At 56.6% G+C, this 25,125-nt stretch carries 16 protein-coding genes, 2 tRNA genes and 4 rRNA genes; 7 read left to right on the forward strand and 15 right to left on the reverse strand.

Features of this window, described 5'->3' with window-relative positions; translation table 11 throughout:
- Positions 1 to 170: 170 nt before the first annotated feature.
- The gene (locus JFU37_RS11815) at positions 171 to 1,091 is read right to left on the reverse strand and encodes a LysR family transcriptional regulator (RefSeq protein ID WP_201115465.1); all 921 of its coding nucleotides are present in this window, start codon (positions 1,089 to 1,091) and stop codon (positions 171 to 173) included.
- A 366-nt stretch (positions 1,092 to 1,457) separates the two neighbouring features.
- Between JFU37_RS11815 and JFU37_RS11820 the strand changes: the two genes are divergently transcribed.
- Positions 1,458 to 2,426: an RHS repeat-associated core domain-containing protein gene (locus JFU37_RS11820; RefSeq protein WP_342214944.1), complete on the forward strand. Its 969-nt coding sequence runs from the start codon at positions 1,458 to 1,460 to the stop codon at positions 2,424 to 2,426.
- Positions 2,427 to 2,532: 106 nt separating this feature from the next.
- Here JFU37_RS11820 and JFU37_RS11825 read toward each other — a convergent pair whose 3' ends face one another.
- From JFU37_RS11825 to JFU37_RS11840, 4 genes are read right to left on the reverse strand one after another with little or no spacing between them, the layout of a single operon-like run.
- Positions 2,533 to 3,399 (reverse strand): ABC transporter permease, encoded by an 867-nt coding sequence (locus JFU37_RS11825; RefSeq protein ID WP_201115467.1) that lies wholly within the window; start codon positions 3,397 to 3,399, stop codon positions 2,533 to 2,535.
- A 20-nt stretch (positions 3,400 to 3,419) separates the two neighbouring features.
- Positions 3,420 to 4,280, reverse strand: coding sequence for an ABC transporter ATP-binding protein (locus JFU37_RS11830; RefSeq protein WP_201115468.1), 861 nt, complete (start codon positions 4,278 to 4,280; stop codon positions 3,420 to 3,422).
- 5 nt (positions 4,281 to 4,285) lie between these two features.
- Positions 4,286 to 5,311 (reverse strand): ABC transporter substrate-binding protein, encoded by a 1,026-nt coding sequence (locus JFU37_RS11835; protein WP_201115469.1) that lies wholly within the window; start codon positions 5,309 to 5,311, stop codon positions 4,286 to 4,288.
- Between the two features lie 17 nt (positions 5,312 to 5,328).
- The gene (locus JFU37_RS11840) at positions 5,329 to 6,225 is read right to left on the reverse strand and encodes a TauD/TfdA dioxygenase family protein (protein WP_201115470.1); all 897 of its coding nucleotides are present in this window, start codon (positions 6,223 to 6,225) and stop codon (positions 5,329 to 5,331) included.
- 229 nt (positions 6,226 to 6,454) lie between these two features.
- Between JFU37_RS11840 and JFU37_RS11845 the strand changes: the two genes are divergently transcribed.
- Positions 6,455 to 6,820 carry a tryptophan synthase subunit beta gene (locus JFU37_RS11845; protein WP_201115471.1) on the forward strand — a complete coding sequence of 122 codons (366 nt, stop codon included), beginning with the start codon at positions 6,455 to 6,457 and terminating at the stop codon, positions 6,818 to 6,820.
- A 132-nt stretch (positions 6,821 to 6,952) separates the two neighbouring features.
- Here the strand turns inward: JFU37_RS11845 and JFU37_RS11850 are convergent, their stop codons facing one another.
- The 3 genes from JFU37_RS11850 to lapG all read right to left on the reverse strand — a co-directional run bounded on the left by JFU37_RS11850 (position 6,953) and on the right by lapG (position 10,412).
- Positions 6,953 to 7,267 (reverse strand): DUF6124 family protein, encoded by a 315-nt coding sequence (locus tag JFU37_RS11850; RefSeq protein WP_201115472.1) that lies wholly within the window; start codon positions 7,265 to 7,267, stop codon positions 6,953 to 6,955.
- A gap of 491 nt (positions 7,268 to 7,758) precedes the next feature.
- A complete protein-coding gene (lapD, locus tag JFU37_RS11855) occupies positions 7,759 to 9,705 on the reverse strand; it encodes a cyclic di-GMP receptor LapD (protein WP_201115473.1) in 1,947 nt (648 codons plus the stop codon).
- A gap of 14 nt (positions 9,706 to 9,719) precedes the next feature.
- A complete protein-coding gene (gene lapG / locus JFU37_RS11860; RefSeq protein WP_201115474.1) occupies positions 9,720 to 10,412 on the reverse strand; it encodes a cysteine protease LapG in 693 nt (230 codons plus the stop codon).
- A 231-nt stretch (positions 10,413 to 10,643) separates the two neighbouring features.
- On the opposite strand from lapG, the gene JFU37_RS11865 reads away from it, so the two are divergent.
- The 5 genes from JFU37_RS11865 (at position 10,644) to JFU37_RS11885 (ending at position 17,634) form a co-directional block, all read left to right on the forward strand.
- A complete protein-coding gene (locus JFU37_RS11865) occupies positions 10,644 to 11,354 on the forward strand; it encodes an FCD domain-containing protein (RefSeq protein ID WP_201115475.1) in 711 nt (236 codons plus the stop codon).
- 649 nt (positions 11,355 to 12,003) lie between these two features.
- Positions 12,004 to 12,780 (forward strand): DUF3050 domain-containing protein, encoded by a 777-nt coding sequence (locus JFU37_RS11870; RefSeq protein WP_201115476.1) that lies wholly within the window; start codon positions 12,004 to 12,006, stop codon positions 12,778 to 12,780.
- The gene (locus JFU37_RS11875) at positions 12,777 to 13,706 is read left to right on the forward strand and encodes a diiron oxygenase (protein ID WP_201115477.1); all 930 of its coding nucleotides are present in this window, start codon (positions 12,777 to 12,779) and stop codon (positions 13,704 to 13,706) included. The genes JFU37_RS11870 and JFU37_RS11875 overlap by 4 nt, the downstream gene beginning before the upstream one ends.
- A 13-nt stretch (positions 13,707 to 13,719) precedes the next feature.
- Complete coding sequence (locus JFU37_RS11880; RefSeq protein WP_201115478.1) at positions 13,720 to 17,136, forward strand: non-ribosomal peptide synthetase; 3,417 nt, start codon at positions 13,720 to 13,722, stop codon at positions 17,134 to 17,136.
- Between the two features lie 30 nt (positions 17,137 to 17,166).
- Entirely contained in the window at positions 17,167 to 17,634 is a 468-nt protein-coding gene (locus JFU37_RS11885) for an SRPBCC family protein (RefSeq protein WP_201115479.1), read from the forward strand.
- 164 nt (positions 17,635 to 17,798) lie between these two features.
- Here the strand turns inward: JFU37_RS11885 and rrf (JFU37_RS11890) are convergent.
- The 7 genes from rrf (JFU37_RS11890) to JFU37_RS11920 all read right to left on the reverse strand — a co-directional run bounded on the left by rrf (JFU37_RS11890) (position 17,799) and on the right by JFU37_RS11920 (position 25,118).
- Positions 17,799 to 17,914: ribosomal RNA gene (rrf, locus tag JFU37_RS11890) — 5S ribosomal RNA — on the reverse strand.
- Between the two features lie 109 nt (positions 17,915 to 18,023).
- Positions 18,024 to 18,139 (reverse strand): 5S ribosomal RNA (gene rrf / locus JFU37_RS11895).
- A 161-nt stretch (positions 18,140 to 18,300) separates the two neighbouring features.
- Positions 18,301 to 21,192, reverse strand: a 23S ribosomal RNA gene (locus tag JFU37_RS11900).
- A 236-nt stretch (positions 21,193 to 21,428) separates the two neighbouring features.
- Positions 21,429 to 21,504, reverse strand: a tRNA-Ala gene (locus JFU37_RS11905).
- A 30-nt stretch (positions 21,505 to 21,534) separates the two neighbouring features.
- Positions 21,535 to 21,611, reverse strand: a tRNA-Ile gene (locus tag JFU37_RS11910).
- A gap of 164 nt (positions 21,612 to 21,775) precedes the next feature.
- Positions 21,776 to 23,314, reverse strand: a 16S ribosomal RNA gene (locus tag JFU37_RS11915).
- The 16S, 23S and 5S rRNA genes sit together here with 2 tRNA genes alongside, the layout of an rRNA operon.
- Positions 23,315 to 23,897: 583 nt before the next feature.
- Positions 23,898 to 25,118 (reverse strand): CaiB/BaiF CoA transferase family protein, encoded by a 1,221-nt coding sequence (locus tag JFU37_RS11920; protein WP_201115480.1) that lies wholly within the window; start codon positions 25,116 to 25,118, stop codon positions 23,898 to 23,900.
- Between the last annotated feature and the right edge of the window lie 7 nt (positions 25,119 to 25,125).

A 25,125-nucleotide genomic window follows, 5' to 3' on the forward strand; every position in this document is an offset into this window, starting at 1 on the left:
TCACCTTACGAAAATCAACTTATCGACAGGTTATAAATGCGCCATACGCAACGATACAAAACCCCTTCTTGTAGGAGCGAGCTTGCTCGCGATGGTGTGTCAGGCAAATTGATATCGACTGACACACCATCGCGAGCAGGCTCGCTCCCACAGGGGGGCAGCGTTCAACTTCAGGTGGGTTGCGCAGCCAACCACGTCTCGTCGCAACACGCCTTGAGCGTTTCGCGCAGCCAGCGGTGCGCCGGATCCTTGTCGAAACGCGGGTGCCAGGCCTGGGTCAGCATCAACGTTGGCAATGGAATCGGCAGCGTGAATGAGCGCAGCTTCAATCCCAGCCGCCGCACACTCAATATCGCCTCCTGGGGCACTGGCAGAATCAGATCGGAATCGGGCAAGGCAAACATCGCCGCATGGAAACTCGGCGCAATCACCGCCACCCGCCGTTCCAGCCCCAGCGCATTGAGGGCGGTATCGATCGGGCCGCGAGCAATCCCCCGCCGGGACATGCTGATATGCGAAAACCCCGCAAAGCGCTCCGCCGTGATCTCTTCGTCGAACAGCGGATGGTCTTCTCGAACCAGCCCTACAAAGTGAGTGGAGAACAGATTCTGCACCTTTACTTCCGGGGTCTGCGGCCGGGTGTTGCTGATGTTCAGATCAATCCGCCCTTCGCGCAGCGCTTCATCATCGCCATCGCCTTCAGGCACGAAGCGTAATTCGCAGTGCGGCGCCTGACGGTCCAGGGTGTCGAACAACTTACCGCCATAGACACCCACGAAAAAGTCGTTGGCCCGGATGCTGAAACGTCGGCGCAACGAGCCCAGCTCCACGGCATCGCCCGAACGAAACAACAGCGCGGCCTGCTCCACCACCTCACGTACCTGCTCGCGCAACGCCAGTGCCTTGGGCGTCGGCACCAGGCCACGCCCGGCGCGCACCAGAATCGGATCGCCGATGGCTTCGCGGATGCGCGTCAATGTCCGGCTCATCGCCGCCGGGCTGAGGTTCATCCGCCGTGCCGCGCCCACCACGCTGCCCTCGTCGAGCAAGGCGTCGAGGGCGACCAACAGGTTCATGTCCGGGAGTTGCATGCTGAGCACTCGTGGCTGATCAGGGTTGAGTCAGACGCAATGCTAGCAGATCAAAAGATCGCAGCCTTCGGCAGCTCCTACAGGGTGTGCGTACACCTGTAGGAGCTGCCGAAGGCTGCGATCTTTTTGATCAACGCTGCATTCCCCCCAGCGTGATGCGGCGAACCTAGCAGTTCTGATAGTTCTCAACCTGGGCTCAGGCGTGTAGAACTGAGGACCCTTCATATCCCACTTCCACGAAGGTGTTTTATGAATCAACCCACATCTGCTGATCAAAAGAACCCGAACGGGTCACGCACGGTGTTGCTGGCAACCAACAACAGCCAATCGATCATTGGCGAAGTCGTCGATGGCAAGGCCAACACCATCGCCTATTCCGCCTACGGTCATCAGTCCGGTCAGCAGGAAGTCGCTACGCAACTGGGCTTCAACGGCCAAGTGCGCGAAGCGAACATCGGTTGGTACTTGCTAGGCAACGGCTATCGCGCTTACAACCCGCGACTGATGCGTTTTCATAGCCCGGACAGTTGGAGTCCGTTTGGGCGGGGCGGGTTGAATGCTTATATGTATTGCGTAGGGGATCCCGTAAACCATTCGGACCCAACGGGGCATAGCATTTTCGGTGCGATCTCGCTTTTGGTTAAGGAAAACGTTTCTTTTGGCGGTTCGGCAGCGCAACTCGCCGCCAAAAATGTCACTCGTAGGGCAAACGGGATTACTAGACAGCAGGCGATGTACGGGCTCGCCGCTGCGGGAGGAACGCCGACGCTCAATAGTCGACCGTCAACGAGCTGTGGACTTGCTGGAATGCTCGGTTATGTCGCTGGAGCTCCGGGCCCAAGAGGGAATAGTTCGCCAGCCGTCCAATACACTGAGACGACGCCAAGCAACCACCTTGGCTATGCAGCAGGTGCCGCAGCGGCCGGATTGGTAAGCACACCAAGCTCCACCATGCCTAGATCTCCCGGAATCTATAGCGCTAGTGGCGGTGGTGGTGGCGGCGTCGGACCACGCTCGAGCTTTGATAACCCGAGAATCCTATACGACGGTCCACCTCCACGGGAGCCGGTTCTCGTGCACGAGAGGCTCTTGGGTGGCGCACCACCTAGCGGGGCACCAGATGCAGCAACTAACACCGGGCCTTCTGGTGGCAGCTATCTTCCGACCCCTCTGCGGTCGATACCTGGTTCGCCCACATCATCGAGATGGTCCGGTGAGTCAGGGCCGAGTGATTGGAGTTCGAGTTCTAGCTCGAGTTCTTCACGCTCCTCGAGTCCAGTACTCGCAACGCTTATACGTAAAGGTGATGGCACGTCGCAGACTCGGTGGGTATAGGCGGCCTGCAAAAACTGATTGCCGTCAAAGGGATCGGAATCCAAGCAATCATGACGACGTTAAAGTTGGGATTTTTGCCACCGCCCAATCAGGACGATTGGCTGCGCTACCGCTGCATCCCCCACCGCTTCACCGTCACCCGCTCCAATGTATCAAACACCAGGTTCTCCACCAGCAAGCCAATCAAAATCACTACCGCCAACCCGGCAAACACCTTGTCCGTGTACAGCTCATTGCGATTCTGAAAGATGTACCACCCCAATCCACCCTTGCCACTGGTCGCACCAAACACCAGCTCGGCAGCGATCAGCGTACGCCAGGCAAAAGCCCAGCCGATTTTCAGCCCGGCGAGGATCGACGGCAGCGCTGCCGGAATCAGGATGAACAGCACAAAGCGCATGCCCTTCAAACCGTAGTTGCGACCCGCCATGCGCAGCGTTTCCGAGACGCCAAGGAACCCGGCATAGGTGTTCAACGCCAACGCCCAAAGCACCGAATGCACCAGCACGAAAATCAGGCTGTTCTGCCCCAGGCCAAACCACAGCAGCGCCAGCGGCAGCAACGCAATCGCCGGCAGCGGATTGAACATCGAGGTCAATGTACTCAGCAGATCGCGACCGAACTGGGTCGACACCGCCAACGTCGTCAAGGCAAACGCCAGGACGATGCCAATCAAATAGCCCTTCAGCAAAACCACCAGCGAAATCCACACCTTGCTCAGCAATTCACCGCTGAGCAAACCGTCATACAGCGCGCTGCTGGTTTGCAGAAAACTCGGCAACAGCAGGTCGTTGTTTTGCACGCGGGCGACGATTTCCCAGAGCACGGCGAGCAGAATCAGGATCAGGCTTTTGCGCAACCAGCCCTGCTGCCAGAGGCGCTGACCAAGGGGCAATTCACGCTCCAGCGGCACGCTCGTCAGTGGCTGCAAAACGGTTTCGAATTCTTCACGCGCAGATGATAAATGGCTCATCGGGCAGTCCTCTCAATGGCTCAATAAGCGATGCGGATGTCAGAGAAATCCAGTTCACGCCCGATTTCCGGGGGCTGGCCTTCATCAAACAGCAACCGGTGAATCCGCCGCGCCGACGCTTGGAACGCTACGCCGCCGAGGCTGTGCAAGTCGTATTGATGGCTGTGGACTTCCGCTCGCACTCGCCCCGGATGCGGCGACAACAGCAGGATGCGGTTGCCGACCACCAGCGCTTCTTCGATGGAGTGAGTGACGAACAACAGGGTGAAGCGCACTTCTTCCCAGAGCAGCAGCAATTCTTCCTGCATCTTGCGTCGGGTCAGGGCGTCGAGCGCGGCGAAGGGTTCGTCCATCAAGAGGATTTTCGGCTGCATCGCCAATGCCCGCGCAATCGCCACGCGCGCTTTCATGCCGCCCGACAAGGTATGCGGATACGCATCGGCAAATGCCGCCAGACCCACCTTGTCCAGATAGTGCAGCGCCCGCTCTTGCGCCTCTTTGCGCTTGAGGGTTTTCGATGCTAGCAGCGGAAACATTACGTTCTGTTTGACGGTTTTCCACGGCGGTAGTTGATCGAATTCCTGAAACACCACAATACGATCCGGCCCCGGCGCATGAACGGTTTGCCCTTGCAGCCGAATCTCGCCCTCGCAGGGTTGAATGAACCCGGCGACCGCTTTGAGCAACGTCGATTTACCGCAACCGGAAGGGCCGAGCAGCACAAAGCGATCCGCCGGATCGATCTCGAAACTGACCTGATGAGTCGCCCGAACCACACGCTGAGGCGTGCGGTATTCGAGGCTGACATTGTCGACCGACAGCAACGCCTGGGCTGCCGCGACCGGTATGCTGACCGTGTGGCCTTGCAAAGGGGCGTTCATCTCGATCAGCTCCCTTGCAGCGGCTTGGCGTCCTGGAAGAAATAATCCTTCCACGAATCCGGTTTGTTTTTGATTGCGCCGACGCGATAGAGGAACTCGGCCAATGGGTAGGTATTTTTCGGCGTGACGCTGAACTCGAACTGTGGGTTATCGATGATTTTCAGCAGCGCCGCGCGATCGATTTTTGCCTTGGTGACGCGGATGTACGTATCGGCTGCCGCGCCTTTATCGTTCTGTGCAAACTGCGCCGCTTCGGTCAACGCCTCGACGAATGCCTGGTAGGTTTTCGGGTTCTCGTCGCGGAATTTCTCGGTGGCGAACAGCACGGTCGGCGAGTTCGGGCCGAGCACGTCATAGGAGTTGAGCACGACGTGCACGTTCGGGTTTTCCAGTGCCTGATCCTGGAACGGCGGATTGGAGAAGTGCCCCGTCAATTCGGTACCGCCAGCGATCAGCGCGGCAGTCGCGTCGGGGTGCGGAACGGCGATGGTGTATTTGTCGAGGCGATTGAATTCCTTGTCGCCCCACTGCTTGGCAGCCGCGTATTGCAGGATGCGCGACTGCACCGATACACCCACCGCCGGCACCGCAATGCGGTCCTTCTCGGTGAAGTCTGCGATGGTTTTGACCTTCGGATTATTGCTCACCAGGTAGTAAGGGAAGTTGCCGAGAGAGGCGACGGCTTTGACATTCTGCTTGCCGTGGGTGCGATCCCAGATGGTCAGCAACGGACCGACGCCAGCACCCGCAATGTCGATAGAACCGGAGAGCAATGCATCGTTGACCGCCGCCCCACCGGACAGCTGAGTCCAGTCGACCTTGATGTCGATACCTTCTTGCTTGCCGTATTTCTCGATCAGGTTTTGATCGCGCACCACGTTGAGCAGCAGGTACACGATGCCGAACTGTTCGGCGATGCGGATTTCACCTTCGGCGTGGGCCACGGTGGGTGCCACCAGGCTGCCGGCGAGCACGCTGAAACCCAGGCCGATGGCCGCGGCCAATGCTGCAAATGGAAGACGTTTGGACATGATGTTTCTCCGACAAATCAGAAAGGTGCGTCGCCCTGGATGGTGGTGCGATACAGCTTGCGGCGCAGAAAGCTTGGGCATCCGGCGGCGAGATGGATCAGCGATCGGTTGTCCCAGAACACCAGGTCGTGGGGCTGCCATTGATGGCGGTAAATGTTTTGCGGCAGCACGCTGTGGGCGTAAAGCTCGTCGAGCAGTTGTTTGCTCTCGTCTTCCGGCAGACCAACGATGCGGGTGGTGAAACCTTCGCTGACGAACAACGCCTTGCGGCCACTTTCCGGGTGGGTGCGAACGATGGAGTGAACCACTTCGGCGACTTGGGCGAGCTGCTCAGGCGTCAGGGTCGGGCGCCAATTACCTTCGAATTTGCTCTCGCTGTAGCGCGCCGTGTAGGAGTGCGCGGCCGAGCGACCTTCGACCGCTTTGCGCAGTGCCTCGGGGAGGTTGTCCCAGGCTTTGTGCATGTCGGCGAACAACGTGTCGCCACCTTCGGCTGGCAGCTCCTGGGCGTGCAGCATCGAGCCCAGGCTTGGCAGTTCTTTGTAGGAAAGGTCAGAGTGCCAGAACTTGCCGGCGTCACCGAGGCCGATGGATTGGCCGTTTTCGATGATGTTGGAAACGATGAGAATTTCCGGGTGCCCCTCCAGCAGAAACTGCTTGAGCACATGGATCTGTAACACACCGAAACGGCGGCTGAAGGCAATTTGCTGTTCAGGGGAAATGCGTTGATCGCGAAACACCACGACGTGATGATCCAGGTGCGCGCGGTGCAGGCGGGCAAAGTCCTGATCATTGATAGGGAGGGCCACATCCAGGCCGACGATTTCGGCCCCGACAGCGCCACTGAACGGGCGGATTTCGAACAACTGCGGCGCGATGTTCGCGGCGTTTGAGGTAGCAGTAGCGGCAGACATAATTAACTCCCACGCACGGCACGCTCAATAGCGCGCGCGTCGATCAGAAACTCACGGAGGTTCCGTGTTGGTTCGTGTCGTGCGGCGCGCCGATTGGTCGGCAGGTACGCAGGCAGATGACTTTATAGGTATAAGAAACTTATTTTAAATACCATTAGAGAATAACCATATGGCTTATTTCGCCTATGCTGCTGACAGGTATCGCGGTGCCAATGTCGAGGGAAGCTCAATGTTCTACGTGCAACGTAATATCGATGGCCAACTGATGCGCGTGGAAGCCGAGGCCTACGCCGACTCCACCGAAACCCTGGCGGCCGATCACCCCGATCTACAGGCCTGGTTCGCCAGCGAAGTCATGGCGACCAGCCTCACCCAGCTCAAGCAGCTTAAACAACTTAAGCAACTCAAACAGAGCGACCTGGAAATGATCCGGGTACTCGACGACTTGATCCAGGTGCTGATCGGCAAAGGCGTGATTCTGGTCACCGACCTGCCGGCCGCCGCCCAAGCCAAACTCATGGACCGGACTCAGGCGCGTGAGGCGTTGGGCGGGTTGAGTTATTTGCTCGATGAGGATGAGGATGGGTTGATTTGAAGCTGCCCCTTCCGTTGTCTGCATTGACGCTTTCGCGAGCAGGCTCGCTCCCACAGTTAATCGGTGGTGATCACGGGATTTGTGTACGACACAGAACCCATGTGGGAGCGAGCCTGCTCGCGATGGCGATCTTCAGCTCACCGCAGATTTACCCTTGAACAGAAACTCCATCAGCTCCGGCGACTCAAGGTGATCCAACGCCCGCTCCACCAATAAATGAACCCCGTCAGCCATTCGACTGAGCGCCAGCGCGACGGATCGGCGTGAGCCGTCCACATCGTCCGCCAGGTCGGCAGCGATGGCGCTGATGGAGAGCAAGTCTTCGGAGGCGTTGGCCAGCAGGGCTTCGATGTTGAGGTCGGGGGAGACGGTGAAGAGTTGGCCTTTGCGCAGACCGGTTTCGGAGGTGCCAGATTCATCTGGCGGATTCGGCGTTACTTTGAACATATGACATTCCCTAAGTAGTAGTGGGGGCCATCACCGTTCGTTTGCACGCGAATGGGGTGGCGGCCGTGCGCAGGTGTGCAAAACCGGGCCTACTTAGACACCCAGCAGATCCGAGGATCTCCTGCACGCGGCCGCCATAAAGCAGTGAGCATACCAATGCTCATTGAAAGGCAGTGCGCGGACTAAATAGTTTGGCCGGATTTGCACGTCCGAGTCACTGTTAATTCAGTGACAAACTCAGACTAGCCATGCCCCGTTAGCTGAACAAGTTCACCAACACCGCTACAACTTGAAGGAAATCTCCGACGGTGTTGTCCCCACTCAGATCGTTCCCACGCTGGTTTCGGTGCTGGCTGTTCTGGCGCTTTCGCGAGCAGGCTCGCTCCCACAGTTGATCGGTGGTGATTGGGGGATTTGTGTACGACACAGAACCCCTGTGGGAGCGAGCCTGCTCGCGAAGGCGGTCTGACTGACGCCAACTATTTAAAGCCCTACTCCCAGGGCTTGGGCTCACCAATCAACCGCCCCTGAACCCCATACACCCCCATCTCACGAATCACCGACAGTTCGCCTTCGGTCTCGACCCGCTCGGCAATCAACGGCAAGTCGATGCTGTGGGCCGCGCGTTGAATCGCCTCAATGAACAAGCGCTTATCGCTCTCCTGATCAATCGTGCGGATGTAACTGCCGTCGATTTTCAAGTACGCCAACCCGAGCCGCGCCAGGTTGCCGATCATGCTGAATCGCCCACCAAAGTGCTGCAGGCCGAGGGAGAACCCGAGTTCACGCAAACGCCGCGTCAGCGCCTCCAGCGTCCCTTGTTCCGGCAGTTGTTCCTCGCCAATTTCCAGGGTCAGCCGCGGCCCCAGACTGGCGTGAGAACGCAGGGTCTCGAAAATTTTATCCAGCATCTGCGGGTCCGCCAATGTCGCCGAAGACAGGTTCAGTGCCAGCGACTCTTGGTGGTTAGCCATTTGCTCAAACACCAACTCCAACATCAGACGATCCAGCCGCGCAGCCCAACCGAACCGCTCCAGCCAAGGCAGGAAGCGCCCGGCGGGAATGCTCTGGCCCTGGTCGTCAATCAAACGCGAAAGTACTTTGTAATGCAGCACCCGTTGCGTGTCCTGGCTGGCCACCACCGGCTGGAAATACAACTCGAAACGCCGCTGACTCAGCGCCTGATCCAGTAAGCGGTGCCAGCCATGAGGGTCATCGCCGACACGGGCCGATGCACTGTGATCCAGGCAGACCCAACTCGAATCGCCCTGGCCTTCGGCCTGAGCGAGCGCCTGATCCGCCAGCCCGAGCAGTGCTTGCGGTGAGTCGCCATGAACGAACGGCGCCAGGCCGATTGACGCGACCGAGGCCATATCGGTGGCACCCGTCGTGTGCAAGCTGGCCAAGGCACTGCCGAGGTTCTGTGCCAGTTGCAGCGCTTCTTCGCGCTCCAGTCCCGGTGCCAGCACGGCAAATTCTCCACCACGAATCCGCGTGACGAGGTTTAGCGTCTCTGGATACTTGGCGCACTCACGGGACAGTTGTTCGCCCACCGCTTTGATTAATTCATCCGTGTGTTGACCGCCGCGGCGCTGATTCTGCCCGGCCAGATCCTTGATCCGCAGCAGCAGCAGGTAACCCGAATTGGCCTGTTCGGGATTACTCACTCGCGCATTCAATTGCATCTCGAAATAGCGCCGGTTGGCCAACCCGGTCAAGCCGTCCTGATAGGACTCGACCCGCAGTTTTTCACTGCGCTCGGCCTGCTCCTGAAACAGCGCTTTAAGCTTCTCGACCATTTGGTTCATGGCCTGCACCACGCGGCGCAATTCCGGTGTGCGCGGCAGGTCTGGCAGGCTGAGGAATTCCCGACGGGCGATGGCGTGGGATTGCTGGACCATGTAATCCAGCGGTTTCAATTGCCGGCGCAGCAACAGCGCACCGAGTGCCGCGCTCACAGCGCCACAGAGCAGCAACCAGCCAAGGCTGCCCAACGCACTTTGCCAAAGCTTGGCCAACGCGAACATCGGGTGGCTGACCACCTCGACCCGCGCGGCCTGCTCCCAGCCACGGCTGACGATCGCATCACCGCCCGCCGGCTCGAGGCCGATCAGTTTGACGAACCAGTCCGGTACGTTGTTCACCGCCGGAATACCGCTACGCTCGACCAGCGTCTTGTCGTTCGACAGGTCCACCACCCGGATGCGCGCGTAATAACCGCTGTCGAAAATCGAACTGACCAGCAACTCGACCATCGCCGGATCGTCGATGTTCGGCGTCAAGGACAGCGCCAACGCGGTCGCCGCGTCTTGGGCATGAGAGCGCAACTGATTGACGTACTGGGTACGCGAGCTCTCCAGGCTGACCATGAAGCTGCCGGTGAAGGCGACGACCAGGAACAGACAGATAGCGATCAACAGCTGTTTGAACAAAGACATCTAAGCGCGTGCTCCTAATGAGTCGTCTCGACCGGAAATCCTTCGGCTTGCATTTTTTTCAACACATCCTGCCAACGCGACAACCGTTTGGTGTCCCCGACCTTCTTGTTGCCCTTGGCGCCCGGCAACCACAGCCCTTCGGCATTAAAAGAATACACCGGCAATAAATCGGCTCGTTGGCTGGCGGGTTTGATTGCATCGATCAGGCTGTCGAGCACCAAAGGCATAGCCTCCGGGCTTGAGTAATAGGTCAGCACCATATGTGCGCGGTTCAAGCGCAGGGCCTTTACGTAAGTAATGCGCAACTTGTCACTGGGCACGCCGAGATGACGCAAACTGAAATACTTGGCGATGGCGTAATCTTCGCAGTCGCCAGCGCCTTTCCACAGGGCTTCGATCGGGGTTTCCCAGTAATCGACCTCATGCCACAGGTCGATGTCTTCTTCGTAGCGCATCTGTTTGTTGAAGAATTGGTTAACCACCTCGAGCTGCTGCAGCTCGCTGACCTGCTGTTGAGTTGCTAAAAGATGTTGCCAGGCATCAATACGCTGCTGACCTTCGCCCAATGGCCCGTACAATGCCTGCGCTCGACGGCTGATCTGGGAAAAATCCCAGTCGGCATGCAGTCCGCCCAGCATGACGCCGGCCAGCAGTAACGCGCAGCCTAACCAGCGAAAAGTCCGGGGGATCGCGAAACGTACCGCCAATGCGAGGCATCCAGGTAGGCAAGTGGAAGTCGGTTGATGGTGGAGGTTAGCCCGTTAAAAGACAATGGCAGGGTGAGATCACTTGTGGCGCGCTAGACTTTGTATGTCGGGGGTCATGAAAATATCGCAGCCTCCTGAGGCTACGGTGTCTTGTCCGTTTGACAACCTGTCAGGCAGTCACTAGTGTCCCCTTGGATCCAAATTTATCTCAGTTAAACAGGGTGCGTTGTTGTGACACAGAAGCCCAATCCTCTGAACAGCATTAAGGTCAACGGGCCGATTCCCGCTCATCTGGCACGCTCGGTGATTGAAGAAACCCTGCGCTCGGCGATTCTCGACGGGCGTATTCCCTGCGGTACGGCCCTGCGTCAGCAAGATTTGGCGGACCTGTTCGGCGTCAGCCGCATGCCGGTACGCGAGGCGCTGCGCCAACTTGAAGCACAAGCGTTGCTGAACGTGGTCGCGCATAAAGGCGCAGTGGTCGCGCCGTTGGTTCAGGGCGATGCTGTAGAAACCTACGCGCTACGGATCCTGCTGGAATCGGAAGCCCTGCGCTTGTCGATTCCGTTGCTGGAAAACGAAGATCTCGAACAGGCTGCCCGCTACATCGATGAGATGGAAACGGAAAAAAACTACACCGAAATCGGCCGACTCAATCGCTTGTTCCACATGTCGTTGTACTGCAAAGCTCCGAACCAGCGGCTATTGAGATTAGTAGAAGACGGGTTGAACGAAGAGGAGCGCTTCCTGCGTTTCAACCTGGAGGCCATGGGCTTGGGCAAACTGTCCCAGGAAGATCACCGCGCACTGCTGCGGGCCGTCGAAAACCGCGACATCGAAGGCTCGGTGAAGCTGCTCGCACACCACCTCAACCGCGGAGTCGAGGTCATCACTCGCTACCTCGGCAGCCCTGAAGCGCTGAATAAAAAAACCTCGCAGTAATCGCAGCAGCAAGCCTGAACGAGCAGGTGCACTGCTCGTCTTGATTTGTCACAACTCGCCCCGCTCCAAAGCCTCCTCACGCCCATAATTTCACCGACTGCATGATGCCTCGGTGATGGCGGCTGCCTTCAATTACGCTCACTCTTGGGTGCAAACGAATAATGAACGGGCGACGCACGCGCGAGCGAAGCAGTCCCCCGCATCAAGAACCTACGGAAGGAGCCTTGCCACGGGAAAGGAAGAATCGGCGTCACTCCCGGCCAACTTCTACCCCCTCAAATAATTTCGACGATTTCAATTAGAAAGTTGCTTCGAGTGAGGCATTCACTCTTTATTTTAATTCTGACTTATATAAGCCGGAAGGAGCAACTACGCCAAAATAAAACTTATATAAAAAGTCTTATTGGAACTTGTCACGCTTTAAAAAGTTAAACTTGAAAATAATATAAAAATAACTTGTCGCGATCTTTATTCGTGTATTAGTTTTTCTCCGCAGCCAGTGAACACTGGCGACTAAGCCAGCATTAAATGAATCGAAAAGAACTTACGCAGATCAATTCGTTTGAGGCACTCGTTCGTCAGAAGTAAACGTTCAACTCGCAATGACTTATTGATCGCCCCTCATTCCAGAGAACTTATAGGCTCGCTCATGAAACCGACTAAAGACCGCCTGAATCAGAAGAAAGCAGAACTTAGCGCGCATCCGATTTTCTCCGAAATCCATTCGTTGCCGATCCTCCAACGGTTCATGGAATCCCATGTATTTGCGGTGTGGGATTTCATGTCGCTGACCAAGCGCCTGCAACAGGAACTGACCTGCGTGCAACTGCCTTGGCTGCCGCCGCGGGATCCCCAGGCGGCACGCTTGATCAATGAGATTGTGTTGGGTGAAGAGTCTGATGACCGCCCCGCGCAAGGCCACTACAGCCATTTCGAGTTGTACCTGGATGCGATGCGTGAGGTCGGTGCAAGCACTGCCGCCGTCGAGCGCTTCGTGGCCCTGCAACAAGAAGGCGTGAGCTACGACGTGGCACTGCAAAGCGTGGACGTTGACCCGGCGGCTGCGCGGTTCGTTCGTCACACCTTGCACACTGCATTGCATGCGCCCGGCCACAGCGTGGCGGCGGCGTTTCTGCATGGTCGCGAGAGCGTCATCCCGCAGATGTTCCAGCGCATTCTCGACGACTGGGGTATCGGCATCGAGCAGGCGCCAACGTTTCGTTACTACCTCGAGCGACACATCGAAGTCGACTCCGAAGACCACGGCCCGGCCGCCGAAAAACTCCTCGCACGGCTGGTCGATGGCGATCCACAACGCGAAGTGGACGTCTATGCCAGCGCCATTGCCGCCGTCGAAAGTCGCATCGCCTTGTGGGACGGCCTGCGCCTGAGCATGAGCGAGCCGGTCGCGGAGGTGAACGCATGAACGCCGCCGACTACCAATCCTTCGCCGATGCCTGGGAAAGCCGCGCGACCATCCGCACCCGCCCGCGCCGCGTGCTGGAGAACGACCACAAACTGATTTATCCGTTGAGCCGTCAACCGTTGGTGCTGAGCGAAACCTTCCTGCGCGAATGCCCGGAACAGCGCGACTTTGCCCTGGTGCAGACGCTCTACAAATTCATCAACGACGTGGTGATTTTCGAAACCGAGATCGTCGACAAGACCGCCCGCAGCATCGCGAAAAATCGCTTCGCCGTGGCCTTCCCGTTCGCCTGCCGATACGACGCCATGACCGTGGTGGTGGATGAGGATTATCACGCGCTGGTCGCCATGGATTTCATGCAGCAAACCGTCGCCATGACCGGCATTACGCCCATCGAATTACCGGATGAGATCGAACTGAGCCGGGCTATTCCAGCCGCCGTGGCCTTGGCACCGGAACACCTGCGCAGTGCCGTGGAAATGATCTGCGTGGCCATCGCCGAGAACACCGTGACCGGCGACGTCGCGGCGTTCGCCAAGGACGACACGGTCAAGCAGTCGATCAAGGGTTTGATGGCCGACCACTTGCTGGACGAGGGCCGTCATTCCGGGTTCTGGTCGCGGATGGTACGCATCTATTGGCACACCGCCAGTGAAGCCGACCGCCAGTGCATCGCGCACATCCTGCCGGTGTTCATCGGCCATTACCTGACCAACGAGATCCAGAAGTCCTTCGACTTCCGGCTGATCGAGTCCTTGCACATCAGCGAGACGGCACGCAGCGCACTCAAGCGCGAAGTGTCGGGGCTGGCGTTCCCGATCAACCGCCATCACCCGCTGGTGGCCAACATCGTGCGGTTTTTCCGCAGCAGTTCGCTGCTCGATTCGCCGAGCGTGCAAAGCGCCCTGAGCGACTACCTGGTTTAACGAGGAGCACAGCATGAGACGTCTCGATATTCTGCTCATTGGGCAAAGCCAGGCCCTGACCGACCTGACGCTGGAACTCGAACAGCACGGTCATTCACTGGTACGCCTGACGAGCCTCGACGAGCAGCCGTGGGGCCCTGCGGATTTGCTGATTAACGACGCTACCCTGCCATTCCGGGACTTCGGTCTCGCACCTCAACTGACGCTAAAGCTGGGTATAGGAACACCGGCCAGCGCTGTCCTGCCGTCCCTGGACCTGTTGTGCCTGCACGGTTCAACGCTGCTCACTCGCGTGCCCATCTCCGACGAACCTTCGGGCAACGGCCAGGCACTGCGCCTGCGAGCGGTTGAGGAACTGGTGCACCATGTCGCGCTGCTGGTCAGTCGTTTCTCACGGGATGCCGAATACTTTCAGCTTTCTGAGCCGATCCCCTCCATTCCCTTCGCCCGCGTGGAAAACCTCCTGTTTCTGGAGAGCCTGGCGTTCGTCCATCAACTCAATACAACGACTGAACCCAAACTGCTGCACCTCGCGCTAACGCCGATGATCGAGCGGCTCGAGCAGCGCTTTATCCAGTCCGCTGAACGCCCGGCACTGAACATCGCCGGCACATCCCTGAGCTATCGCGAACTGTACGCCCTCAGCCGTGCCATTCAGCAACGATTGCAGCCGTTGCTCGAGCCGCACGAAGGGCCGTTGGTGGTCGGGATTTGTCTGCCGAAATGCAGCGCGCTGTACGCAGGCATTCTGGCGATTCTCGGCAGCGGCGCGGTGTACCTGCCGCTGGAGCCGAACCATCCGCTGCAACGTCAGCAATACATTCTGGCGAATGCCGGGGCGGTGTTGCTGCTGCATGACGGGCAGCATCCGCTCGCTGACGAAATGCCCGGGCTGGATCTCAGCAGCATCAATCTCAATGACCTGGATCTCGATCAACCGCTGATGCGTCAGCGGCCGGATCTCGATGCACCGTGCATGGCGCTCTATACCTCGGGAACCACCGGCCATCCCAAAGGCGTTTTGCTCAGTCAGACCAACCTCGCGCACTTCACTGCCTGGTATGCCGATTATGTGCAACTGACGGAACAGAGCCGAGTGTTGCAGTTTTCATCGTTGAGTTTCGACTCGTCGCTGATCGATATTTTCCCGACCTTGCTGCAGGGCGCCGAACTGATCGTGCCCAGCGAGGATCAACGTCGCGATCCACTGCAATTGGTCGACCTGATCCACCATCGACAACTCAGTCATGCCTTTTTGCCGCCGGCCTTGCTAAGCATCCTGCCGCTGGATCAATTGCAGTGCCTGGATCACGTGATGACGGGTGGCGATGTTTGCGAACCCTACGTCATCCAGCAACTGACCCGCCAGGGCAAGTTCTACAACCTCTACGGCCCCACCGAAGCCACGGTGCTGATAACCGCGCGGCGCCTGCAAACCGCCGATAGCAATCGAACCCTTGGCGCGCCGATCGCCAATAGCCAGGTGCTGATTCTCGATGAGGATTTTCAACCGGTGGCCGAACAAATTGTCGGCGAGTTGTACATCGTCGGCCCTGGCGTATGCCTGGGTTACCTGAACAACCCGCAATTGACCGCCGAACGTTATTTAAACCTGAGCTTGCCGAATGGTCATAGCCTGCGCGCCTATCGCACAGGCGACATGGCGAAATGGACCGCCGACGGCATCGAACTCTGCGGACGGCGCGACAACCAAGTGAAAATCCGTGGCTTTCGGGTCGAGCCGGAAGAGATTGAAGGCTGCTTGCGCGACAGCCAGTTGTACCGTCAGGTGGCGGTGGTCATCGACAGCCATCGACGGATTCTGGCCTTCCTTGCGCAACCGCAGGAGGACCAATGCGGTGCCGCTCGTGACGCGCTGCAAGCCCATTCGCTGCAGTTTTTGCCGGACTACATGCAACCCGTGGCCTGGACCGAACTGACGAGCATGCCGTTCGCCAGCAACGGCAAGGTCGACCGTAAAGCGCTGCTGTCGTTGCCTGTAACCGTTATGGAAACCACTGCTCGGCGTTTGCCCGCCAGTGCCGATGAAGCTCTGCTGCTGGAGATCTGGGCCGAGCTGCTGGAATTACCGGCCAGCGATATTTCCACCGACGAAAGTTTCTTCAATCTGGGCGGCCACTCAATCCTGCTGTCGCGCATGCTGTTGCGTTTGCGTGAAGAGTTCGGTCGCAGCATCTCGATCAATCGCTTCATCGAACTGCCGACCATCACGAAGTTGGCGACGCTGGTTCGCGGCTCCGGCGCCGAAACGGTGTTGAGCGAACAGGCCATGGCCGACGCCTTCCGCGAACTGGATGTGCAGCCGTTGCCGGTCAGCCGGATGGGCGATGTGCACAAAGTGATCGTCACCGGCGCGAACAGTTTTGTCGGCCTCCACATCGTCGAGGCACTGCTTGCCTGGGGCGCCAGTGAAGTCGCCTGCCTGGTGCGCGATGGCGGCGGGCAATCAGCGGCGGAGCGCTTTACTCATGCAGTGCGAGAGAACCGCCTGGAACACCTGGACTTCAGCCGGGTGCAGGTTTACGCGGCGGACATTACGCAGCCCGGACTGGGACTTGCCAATGAGGTATACGAGCGGCTGGATCGTGAGTTCGGCGCGCTGGTGCACAACGCTGCCAACGTCAATCACGTCCTCGACTATGAGTCATTGGCGCGGGACAACGTCGAGCCGATTTTCGAGTGCCTGCGTCTGTGCGAAGGGCGCAGCAAAAAAATCTTCAATTTCGTCTCCACGCTTTCAGCCTCCAGCACGATTTCCGCCGAGGGGCGGGTGCTGGAACTGCCCGCCGCGCAGACCCCGCCGATCTACATCAAGAACGGTTACAACCTGTCCAAGTGGGTCGGCGAGCGAATCCTCGAACGCGCTCGCGAACGCGGAGTGCGGGTCAATCTGTATCGTCCCGGCAACATCAGTTTCAACAGCCTCACAGGCGTCTGCCAGCCGCACAAAAATCGCTTGATGCTGATGCTCAAAGGTTCGATCCAGCTCGGACAGGTGCCGGAATTTGCGCTGAATTTCGACCTGATGCCGGTGGACTTTCTTGCCCGCTTCATCGCGTTCCACGCCAGCCGTTATCAGCCCGAAAAGGCGGTGTTCAACCTGCACAACCCTGAACCTTTGAGTTGGGACGCCTACGTGTCGTCATTCCGCGAGGCCGGCCGAGAGTTTTCCATGGTCAGCGTTGCCGACTGGCAGCAGCAACTGGGGCGGGTCGACACCGACAACGCCCTGTTCGGCGTACTCGGTTTCTACCTCAACGGCTTCGAAGAAGACATCGGCGACATCTCGATGATCGGCCACGACAACGCCCAGGCCGGGGTCCGGCAGATGGGTGCGCGTTACCCGGAAAAATCTCCGGCACTGCTGCGTCGCGGCTGTGACTACCTCAAAGAAATCAATTTCATCTGATTCCCTCTACCCCAACAATGGAGCAAGACCATGAGCACTCTGCAACCCGATACTCTGATCAGAAATCCACAAGGCTGCCATGTGACGTCCTCGGTGGAAGTGCCGGCCGACGCCGCGAAGGTTTGGGCCGTGGTCGGCAACTTTGCCGGCTTCGATCAATTCATTCCGGCGCTGTCGCACATCGAGATGACCGGCGAAGGCATGTCGTCCCTGCGCAAGAAGTTCTTTAAGGATGGCAACCTGGTGGTCGAACAACTGAACTCCCGGGATGACCAGGCACTGAACATGACCTGGACCACAATCTACAACACCCTGGGAGTGGCCCATTTGTGGGCGGCGATGAGTGTTGAGCCGATGCCTGCCGGCAAATCCCGAGCGACCTGGACCATCATCGCCGAACCCTCACAGAACAGCGTGGAGGCACTGTCGGGGTTCAAGGATTTTGTTCAGGGTTTTGCCGATGATGCGATGAACAATGTGCTGAAACTGTTTGCGTAAGGTGTAAACGCCGCTGCGGTGAGCCAACCGTTCTAACCGCTCGCGGCTACGAAAAAAGCCAGCCCCTGTGTTCATGGGCTGGCTTTTTCGTGTCTACGGTTTTTGATAACCCTAGAACGACAAAACCCCTGTCTGCGTTAGCAGACAGGGGTTTCGGAATTCAATCTTGACGATGACCTACTCTCACATGGGGAAACCCCACACTACCATCGGCGATGCATCGTTTCACTGCTGAGTTCGGGATGGGATCAGGTGGTTCCAATGCTCTATGGTCGTCAAGAAATTCTGTGACCAGCCCGTTACAGCAGTAACGTGCCAGCAAAAATCGGTGACTTCTACTTAAAACAAAACCCCTACCTGCATACGCAGATAGGGGTTTCGGAATTTAATCTTGACGATGACCTACTCTCACATGGGGAAACCCCACACTACCATCGGCGATGCATCGTTTCACTGCTGAGTTCGGGATGGGATCAGGTGGTTCCAATGCTCTATGGTCGTCAAGAAATTCGGGAGCCAGGTCGTTTTCTCTTGCGAGATCACGCTCCAGCGAATGGGTATGTGATAGATCTCGGTGTTTGTGAACAGCTCGAACTTTCGGTTCATTGCGTCTTCACACACCGCAATCTGGTGCTCTCTCGAGTCAACAAATTGCTTGGGTGTTATATGGTCAAGCCTCACGGGCAATTAGTATTGGTTAGCTCAACGCCTCACAGCGCTTACACACCCAACCTATCAACGTCGTAGTCTTCGACGGCCCTTCAGGGGACTCAAGGTCCCAGTGAGATCTCATCTTGAGGCTAGTTTCCCGCTTAGATGCTTTCAGCGGTTATCTATTCCGAACATAGCTACCCGGCAATGCCACTGGCGTGACAACCGGAACACCAGAGGTTCGTCCACTCCGGTCCTCTCGTACTAGGAGCAGCCCCTCTCAAATCTCAAACGTCCACGGCAGATAGGGACCGAACTGTCTCACGACGTTCTAAACCCAGCTCGCGTACCACTTTAAATGGCGAACAGCCATACCCTTGGGACCGGCTTCAGCCCCAGGATGTGATGAGCCGACATCGAGGTGCCAAACACCGCCGTCGATATGAACTCTTGGGCGGTATCAGCCTGTTATCCCCGGAGTACCTTTTATCCGTTGAGCGATGGCCCTTCCATACAGAACCACCGGATCACTAAGACCTACTTTCGTACCTGCTCGACGTGTCTGTCTCGCAGTCAAGCGCGCTTTTGCCTTTATACTCTACGACCGATTTCCGACCGGTCTGAGCGCACCTTCGTACTCCTCCGTTACTCTTTAGGAGGAGACCGCCCCAGTCAAACTACCCACCATACACTGTCCTCGATCCGGATAACGGACCTGAGTTAGAACCTCAAAGTTGCCAGGGTGGTATTTCAAGGTTGGCTCCACGCGAACTGGCGTCCACGCTTCAAAGCCTCCCACCTATCCTACACAAGCAAATTCAAAGTCCAGTGCAAAGCTATAGTAAAGGTTCACGGGGTCTTTCCGTCTAGCCGCGGATACACTGCATCTTCACAGCGATTTCAATTTCACTGAGTCTCGGGTGGAGACAGCGCCGCCATCGTTACGCCATTCGTGCAGGTCGGAACTTACCCGACAAGGAATTTCGCTACCTTAGGACCGTTATAGTTACGGCCGCCGTTTACCGGGGCTTCGATCAAGAGCTTCGCGTTAGCTAACCCCATCAATTAACCTTCCGGCACCGGGCAGGCGTCACACCCTATACGTCCACTTTCGTGTTTGCAGAGTGCTGTGTTTTTAATAAACAGTCGCAGCGGCCTGGTATCTTCGACCGGCATGGGCTTACGCAGTAAATGCTTCACCCTCACCGGCGCACCTTCTCCCGAAGTTACGGTGCCATTTTGCCTAGTTCCTTCACCCGAGTTCTCTCAAGCGCCTTGGTATTCTCTACCCAACCACCTGTGTCGGTTTGGGGTACGGTTCCTGGTTACCTGAAGCTTAGAAGCTTTTCTTGGAAGCATGGCATCAACCACTTCGTCACCCAAAGGGTAACTCGTCATCAGCTCTCGGCCTTAGACTCCCGGATTTACCTAAGAGTCCAGCCTACCACCTTAAACTTGGACAACCAACGCCAAGCTGGCCTAGCCTTCTCCGTCCCTCCATCGCAATAACCAGAAGTACAGGAATATTAACCTGTTTTCCATCGACTACGCTTTTCAGCCTCGCCTTAGGGACCGACTAACCCTGCGTCGATTAACGTTGCGCAGGAAACCTTGGTCTTTCGGCGTGGGTGTTTTTCACACCCATTGTCGTTACTCATGTCAGCATTCGCACTTCTGATACCTCCAGCAAGCTTCTCAACTCACCTTCACAGGCTTACAGAACGCTCCTCTACCGCATCACCTAAGTGATACCCGTAGCTTCGGTGTATGGTTTGAGCCCCGTTACATCTTCCGCGCAGGCCGACTCGACTAGTGAGCTATTACGCTTTCTTTAAAGGGTGGCTGCTTCTAAGCCAACCTCCTAGCTGTCTAAGCCTTCCCACATCGTTTCCCACTTAACCATAACTTTGGGACCTTAGCTGACGGTCTGGGTTGTTTCCCTTTTCACGACGGACGTTAGCACCCGCCGTGTGTCTCCCATGCTCGGCACTTGTAGGTATTCGGAGTTTGCATCGGTTTGGTAAGTCGGGATGACCCCCTAGCCGAAACAGTGCTCTACCCCCTACAGTGATACATGAGGCGCTACCTAAATAGCTTTCGAGGAGAACCAGCTATCTCCGAGCTTGATTAGCCTTTCACTCCGATCCACAGGTCATCCGCTAACTTTTCAACGGTAGTCGGTTCGGTCCTCCAGTTAGTGTTACCCAACCTTCAACCTGCCCATGGATAGATCGCCCGGTTTCGGGTCTATTCCCAGCGACTAGACGCCCTATTAAGACTCGCTTTCGCTACGCCTCCCCTATTCGGTTAAGCTCGCCACTGAAAATAAGTCGCTGACCCATTATACAAAAGGTACGCAGTCACCCAACAAAGTGGGCTCCCACTGCTTGTACGCATACGGTTTCAGGATCTATTTCACTCCCCTCTCCGGGGTTCTTTTCGCCTTTCCCTCACGGTACTAGTTCACTATCGGTCAGTCAGTAGTATTTAGCCTTGGAGGATGGTCCCCCCATATTCAGACAAAGTTTCTCGTGCTCCGTCCTACTCGATTTCATGACTAAGAGATTTTCGCGTACAGGGCTATCACCCACTATGGCCGCACTTTCCAGAGCGTTCCGCTAATCTCAAAGCCACTTAAGGGCTAGTCCCCGTTCGCTCGCCACTACTAAGGGAATCTCGGTTGATTTCTTTTCCTCAGGGTACTTAGATGTTTCAGTTCCCCTGGTTCGCTTCTTAAGCCTATGTATTCAGCTTAAGATACCTAACTTATGTTAGGTGGGTTCCCCCATTCAGACATCTCCGGATCAAAGTCTGTTTGCCGACTCCCCGAAGCTTTTCGCAGGCTACCACGTCTTTCATCGCCTCTGACTGCCAAGGCATCCACCGTATGCGCTTCTTCACTTGACCATATAACCCCAAGCAATCTGGTTATACTGTGAAGACGACATTCGCCGAAAATTCGCAATTACTCACAAATTTTACCTTAGCCTGATCCGTTACCAGTGAAAGTAACGTTCAGTCTATCTTTCTATCACATACCCAAATTTTTAAAGAACGATCTAATCTTAAAGATCAGAAATCAACATTCACCATCGTTACGATGGAATGCTCATTTCTAAGCTTTACAAGTCAGAAGCAGTTAGTGGTGGAGCCAAACGGGATCGAACCGTTGACCTCCTGCGTGCAAGGCAGGCGCTCTCCCAGCTGAGCTATGGCCCCGTATTTCTACAGGCGTTTCCCACACAAAATTGGTGGGTCTGGGCAGATTCGAACTGCCGACCTCACCCTTATCAGGGGTGCGCTCTAACCAACTGAGCTACAGACCCAATTTCGAGCTACTAAGGTCGACCTCACCCTGCTCTTAACCACACAGCATGGGGTGCGCTCTAACCAACACAGCCACAACCCAATTTCGGGCTGCTTCTTATCGTCTTCTTCAATGAATCAAGCAATTCGTGTGGGAACTTATGGAGCAGCTGATGTCGTCGATTAAGGAGGTGATCCAGCCGCAGGTTCCCCTACGGCTACCTTGTTACGACTTCACCCCAGTCATGAATCACACCGTGGTAACCGTCCTCCCGAAGGTTAGACTAGCTACTTCTGGTGCAACCCACTCCCATGGTGTGACGGGCGGTGTGTACAAGGCCCGGGAACGTATTCACCGCGACATTCTGATTCGCGATTACTAGCGATTCCGACTTCACGCAGTCGAGTTGCAGACTGCGATCCGGACTACGATCGGTTTTCTGGGATTAGCTCCACCTCGCGGCTTGGCAACCCTCTGTACCGACCATTGTAGCACGTGTGTAGCCCAGGCCGTAAGGGCCATGATGACTTGACGTCATCCCCACCTTCCTCCGGTTTGTCACCGGCAGTCTCCTTAGAGTGCCCACCATTACGTGCTGGTAACTAAGGACAAGGGTTGCGCTCGTTACGGGACTTAACCCAACATCTCACGACACGAGCTGACGACAGCCATGCAGCACCTGTCTCAATGTTCCCGAAGGCACCAATCCATCTCTGGAAAGTTCATTGGATGTCAAGGCCTGGTAAGGTTCTTCGCGTTGCTTCGAATTAAACCACATGCTCCACCGCTTGTGCGGGCCCCCGTCAATTCATTTGAGTTTTAACCTTGCGGCCGTACTCCCCAGGCGGTCAACTTAATGCGTTAGCTGCGCCACTAAGAGCTCAAGGCTCCCAACGGCTAGTTGACATCGTTTACGGCGTGGACTACCAGGGTATCTAATCCTGTTTGCTCCCCACGCTTTCGCACCTCAGTGTCAGTATCAGTCCAGGTGGTCGCCTTCGCCACTGGTGTTCCTTCCTATATCTACGCATTTCACCGCTACACAGGAAATTCCACCACCCTCTACCATACTCTAGCTCGACAGTTTTGAATGCAGTTCCCAGGTTGAGCCCGGGGATTTCACATCCAACTTAACGAACCACCTACGCGCGCTTTACGCCCAGTAATTCCGATTAACGCTTGCACCCTCTGTATTACCGCGGCTGCTGGCACAGAGTTAGCCGGTGCTTATTCTGTCGGTAACGTCAAAACAATTACGTATTAGGTAACTGCCCTTCCTCCCAACTTAAAGTGCTTTACAATCCGAAGACCTTCTTCACACACGCGGCATGGCTGGATCAGGCTTTCGCCCATTGTCCAATATTCCCCACTGCTGCCTCCCGTAGGAGTCTGGACCGTGTCTCAGTTCCAGTGTGACTGATCATCCTCTCAGACCAGTTACGGATCGTCGCCTTGGTGAGCCATTACCTCACCAACTAGCTAATCCGACCTAGGCTCATCTGATAGCGCAAGGCCCGAAGGTCCCCTGCTTTCTCCCGTAGGACGTATGCGGTATTAGCGTCCGTTTCCGAGCGTTATCCCCCACTACCAGGCAGATTCCTAGGCATTACTCACCCGTCCGCCGCTCGCCACCAGGTACAAGTACCCGTGCTGCCGCTCGACTTGCATGTGTTAGGCCTGCCGCCAGCGTTCAATCTGAGCCATGATCAAACTCTTCAGTTCAAACATCTTTGGGTTTTTAAGAAACCCTAAACTTGGCTCAGCAATCGTTGGTTACATCTTTGATTTCTCGCGGAGTAACTTGTGATGCTGATAATCTTGTTGACTATCAGTCTGACTCCACAAGCACCCACACGAATTGCTTGATTCAGTTGTTAAAGAGCGGTTGGTTGAGTCTTTCGTCTCGACCGAGGCGCGCATTCTACAGCAGCCTCTGTTGCTGTCAAGCGGTTATTTTCCGAAGCTTTCAAAGTTTCCTTTGTAACTTCAACCACTTGCGCTTTCGATCTCTCGTTAGCGGGAGGCGAATTCTACAGCGTTACTCGCTGCTGTCAACACCTCTTTTTCAACTCCTTTCGCGCTTCGATGACCTGAAGCAACTTGCTGCCGAAAACTGCGTAACTCATTGTTTACCAAGGAGTTTTCCGTTTCGACTGCGCCGGAAGTGGGGCGAATTATAGACGTCTGGAATCTGCCGTCAACCTCTGATTTTGCTTTTCTATCAATAAGTTGCGCAAAGGCCGAAAACAGCCCGATTTCCCTCATAAAGAAGTGCAAAACCACTCCCTCTATATAGGGGGAAGCCTTAAAGCACCCCAGCCGCTTTAAAAGCCGCGACCGCGCCGGCATCCAGACCTAACACCCGCTGCAAAACCTCCAGCGTATGCTCACCCAACAAAGGAGGCGCATTGCGGTATTCCACCGGAGTCTCGGAAAGACGAATCGGACTCGCCACTTGCGGCACCATCCCGGCCAGCGCATGGGGAAGCTCGATCGACAATCCACGCGCCTTAACCTGAGGATCGGCAAACATCTGAGCCAGATCGTTGATGGGCCCGCACGGCACACCCGCCTGCTCCAACTGTACGACCCACTCAGCAGTGGTCTTGAACACTGTGGCCTGGCGGATCAGTGGAATCAGCAGCGCCCGATTTGCCACCCGCAACTTGTTGGTAGCGAAACGCGGATCATCTGCCCACTGAGGCTGACCAGCCACCTCGGCAAATTTACGGAACTGCCCGTCATTACCCACGGTGAGGATGAAGTCGCCATCCGCCGTAGGAAAATCCTGATAAGGCACGATGTTCGGATGAGCATTACCTAAACGCTTGGGAGCAACTCCGGTAGTCAAATAGTTCATTGCCTGGTTAGCCAGACACGCCACCTGAACATCCAGCAGGGCCATATCAATATGCTGACCGCCCCCTTCATGCTCCCGGTGAGCCAATGCGGCAAGAATCGCCACAGTCGAATAGAGCCCGGTCAAAATATCCGTCAGCGCCACCCCGACCTTTACCGGCCCAGCCCCCTCTTCCCCTTCAGGTCGCCCCGTCAGGCTCATGAGACCGCCCAGCCCTTGGATCATGAAGTCATAACCCGCACGCTTGGCATATGGCCCGGTCTGACCAAACCCGGTGATCGAGCAATAGATGAGATTCGGATTGATCGCCTTCAGCGACGCATAGTCCAGCCCATATGCCGCCAGACCACCGACCTTGAAGTTCTCGATCAAAATGTCCGACTTCGCCGCCAGCTCACGCACCAGCTTTTGTCCCTCTGGGCGCGTGAAGTCGATGGTCACTGATTGCTTGTTGCGATTGGCCGACAAGTAATAGGCCGCTTCGCTGGTGTTCTCGCCATAGGCGTCCTTAAGGAAGGGAGGCCCCCAGGCACGCGTATCATCGCCATTTCCCGGGCGCTCGACCTTGATCACCTCAGCGCCAAGGTCCGCCAGAATCTGCCCGGACCAAGGCCCGGCCAGTACCCGCGATAAATCCAGTACCCGTAGATGCGAAAGCGCGCCCATGGCCGTT

Source organism: Pseudomonas sp. TH41 (assembly GCF_016650695.1).
GTDB lineage: Bacteria > Pseudomonadota > Gammaproteobacteria > Pseudomonadales > Pseudomonadaceae > Aquipseudomonas.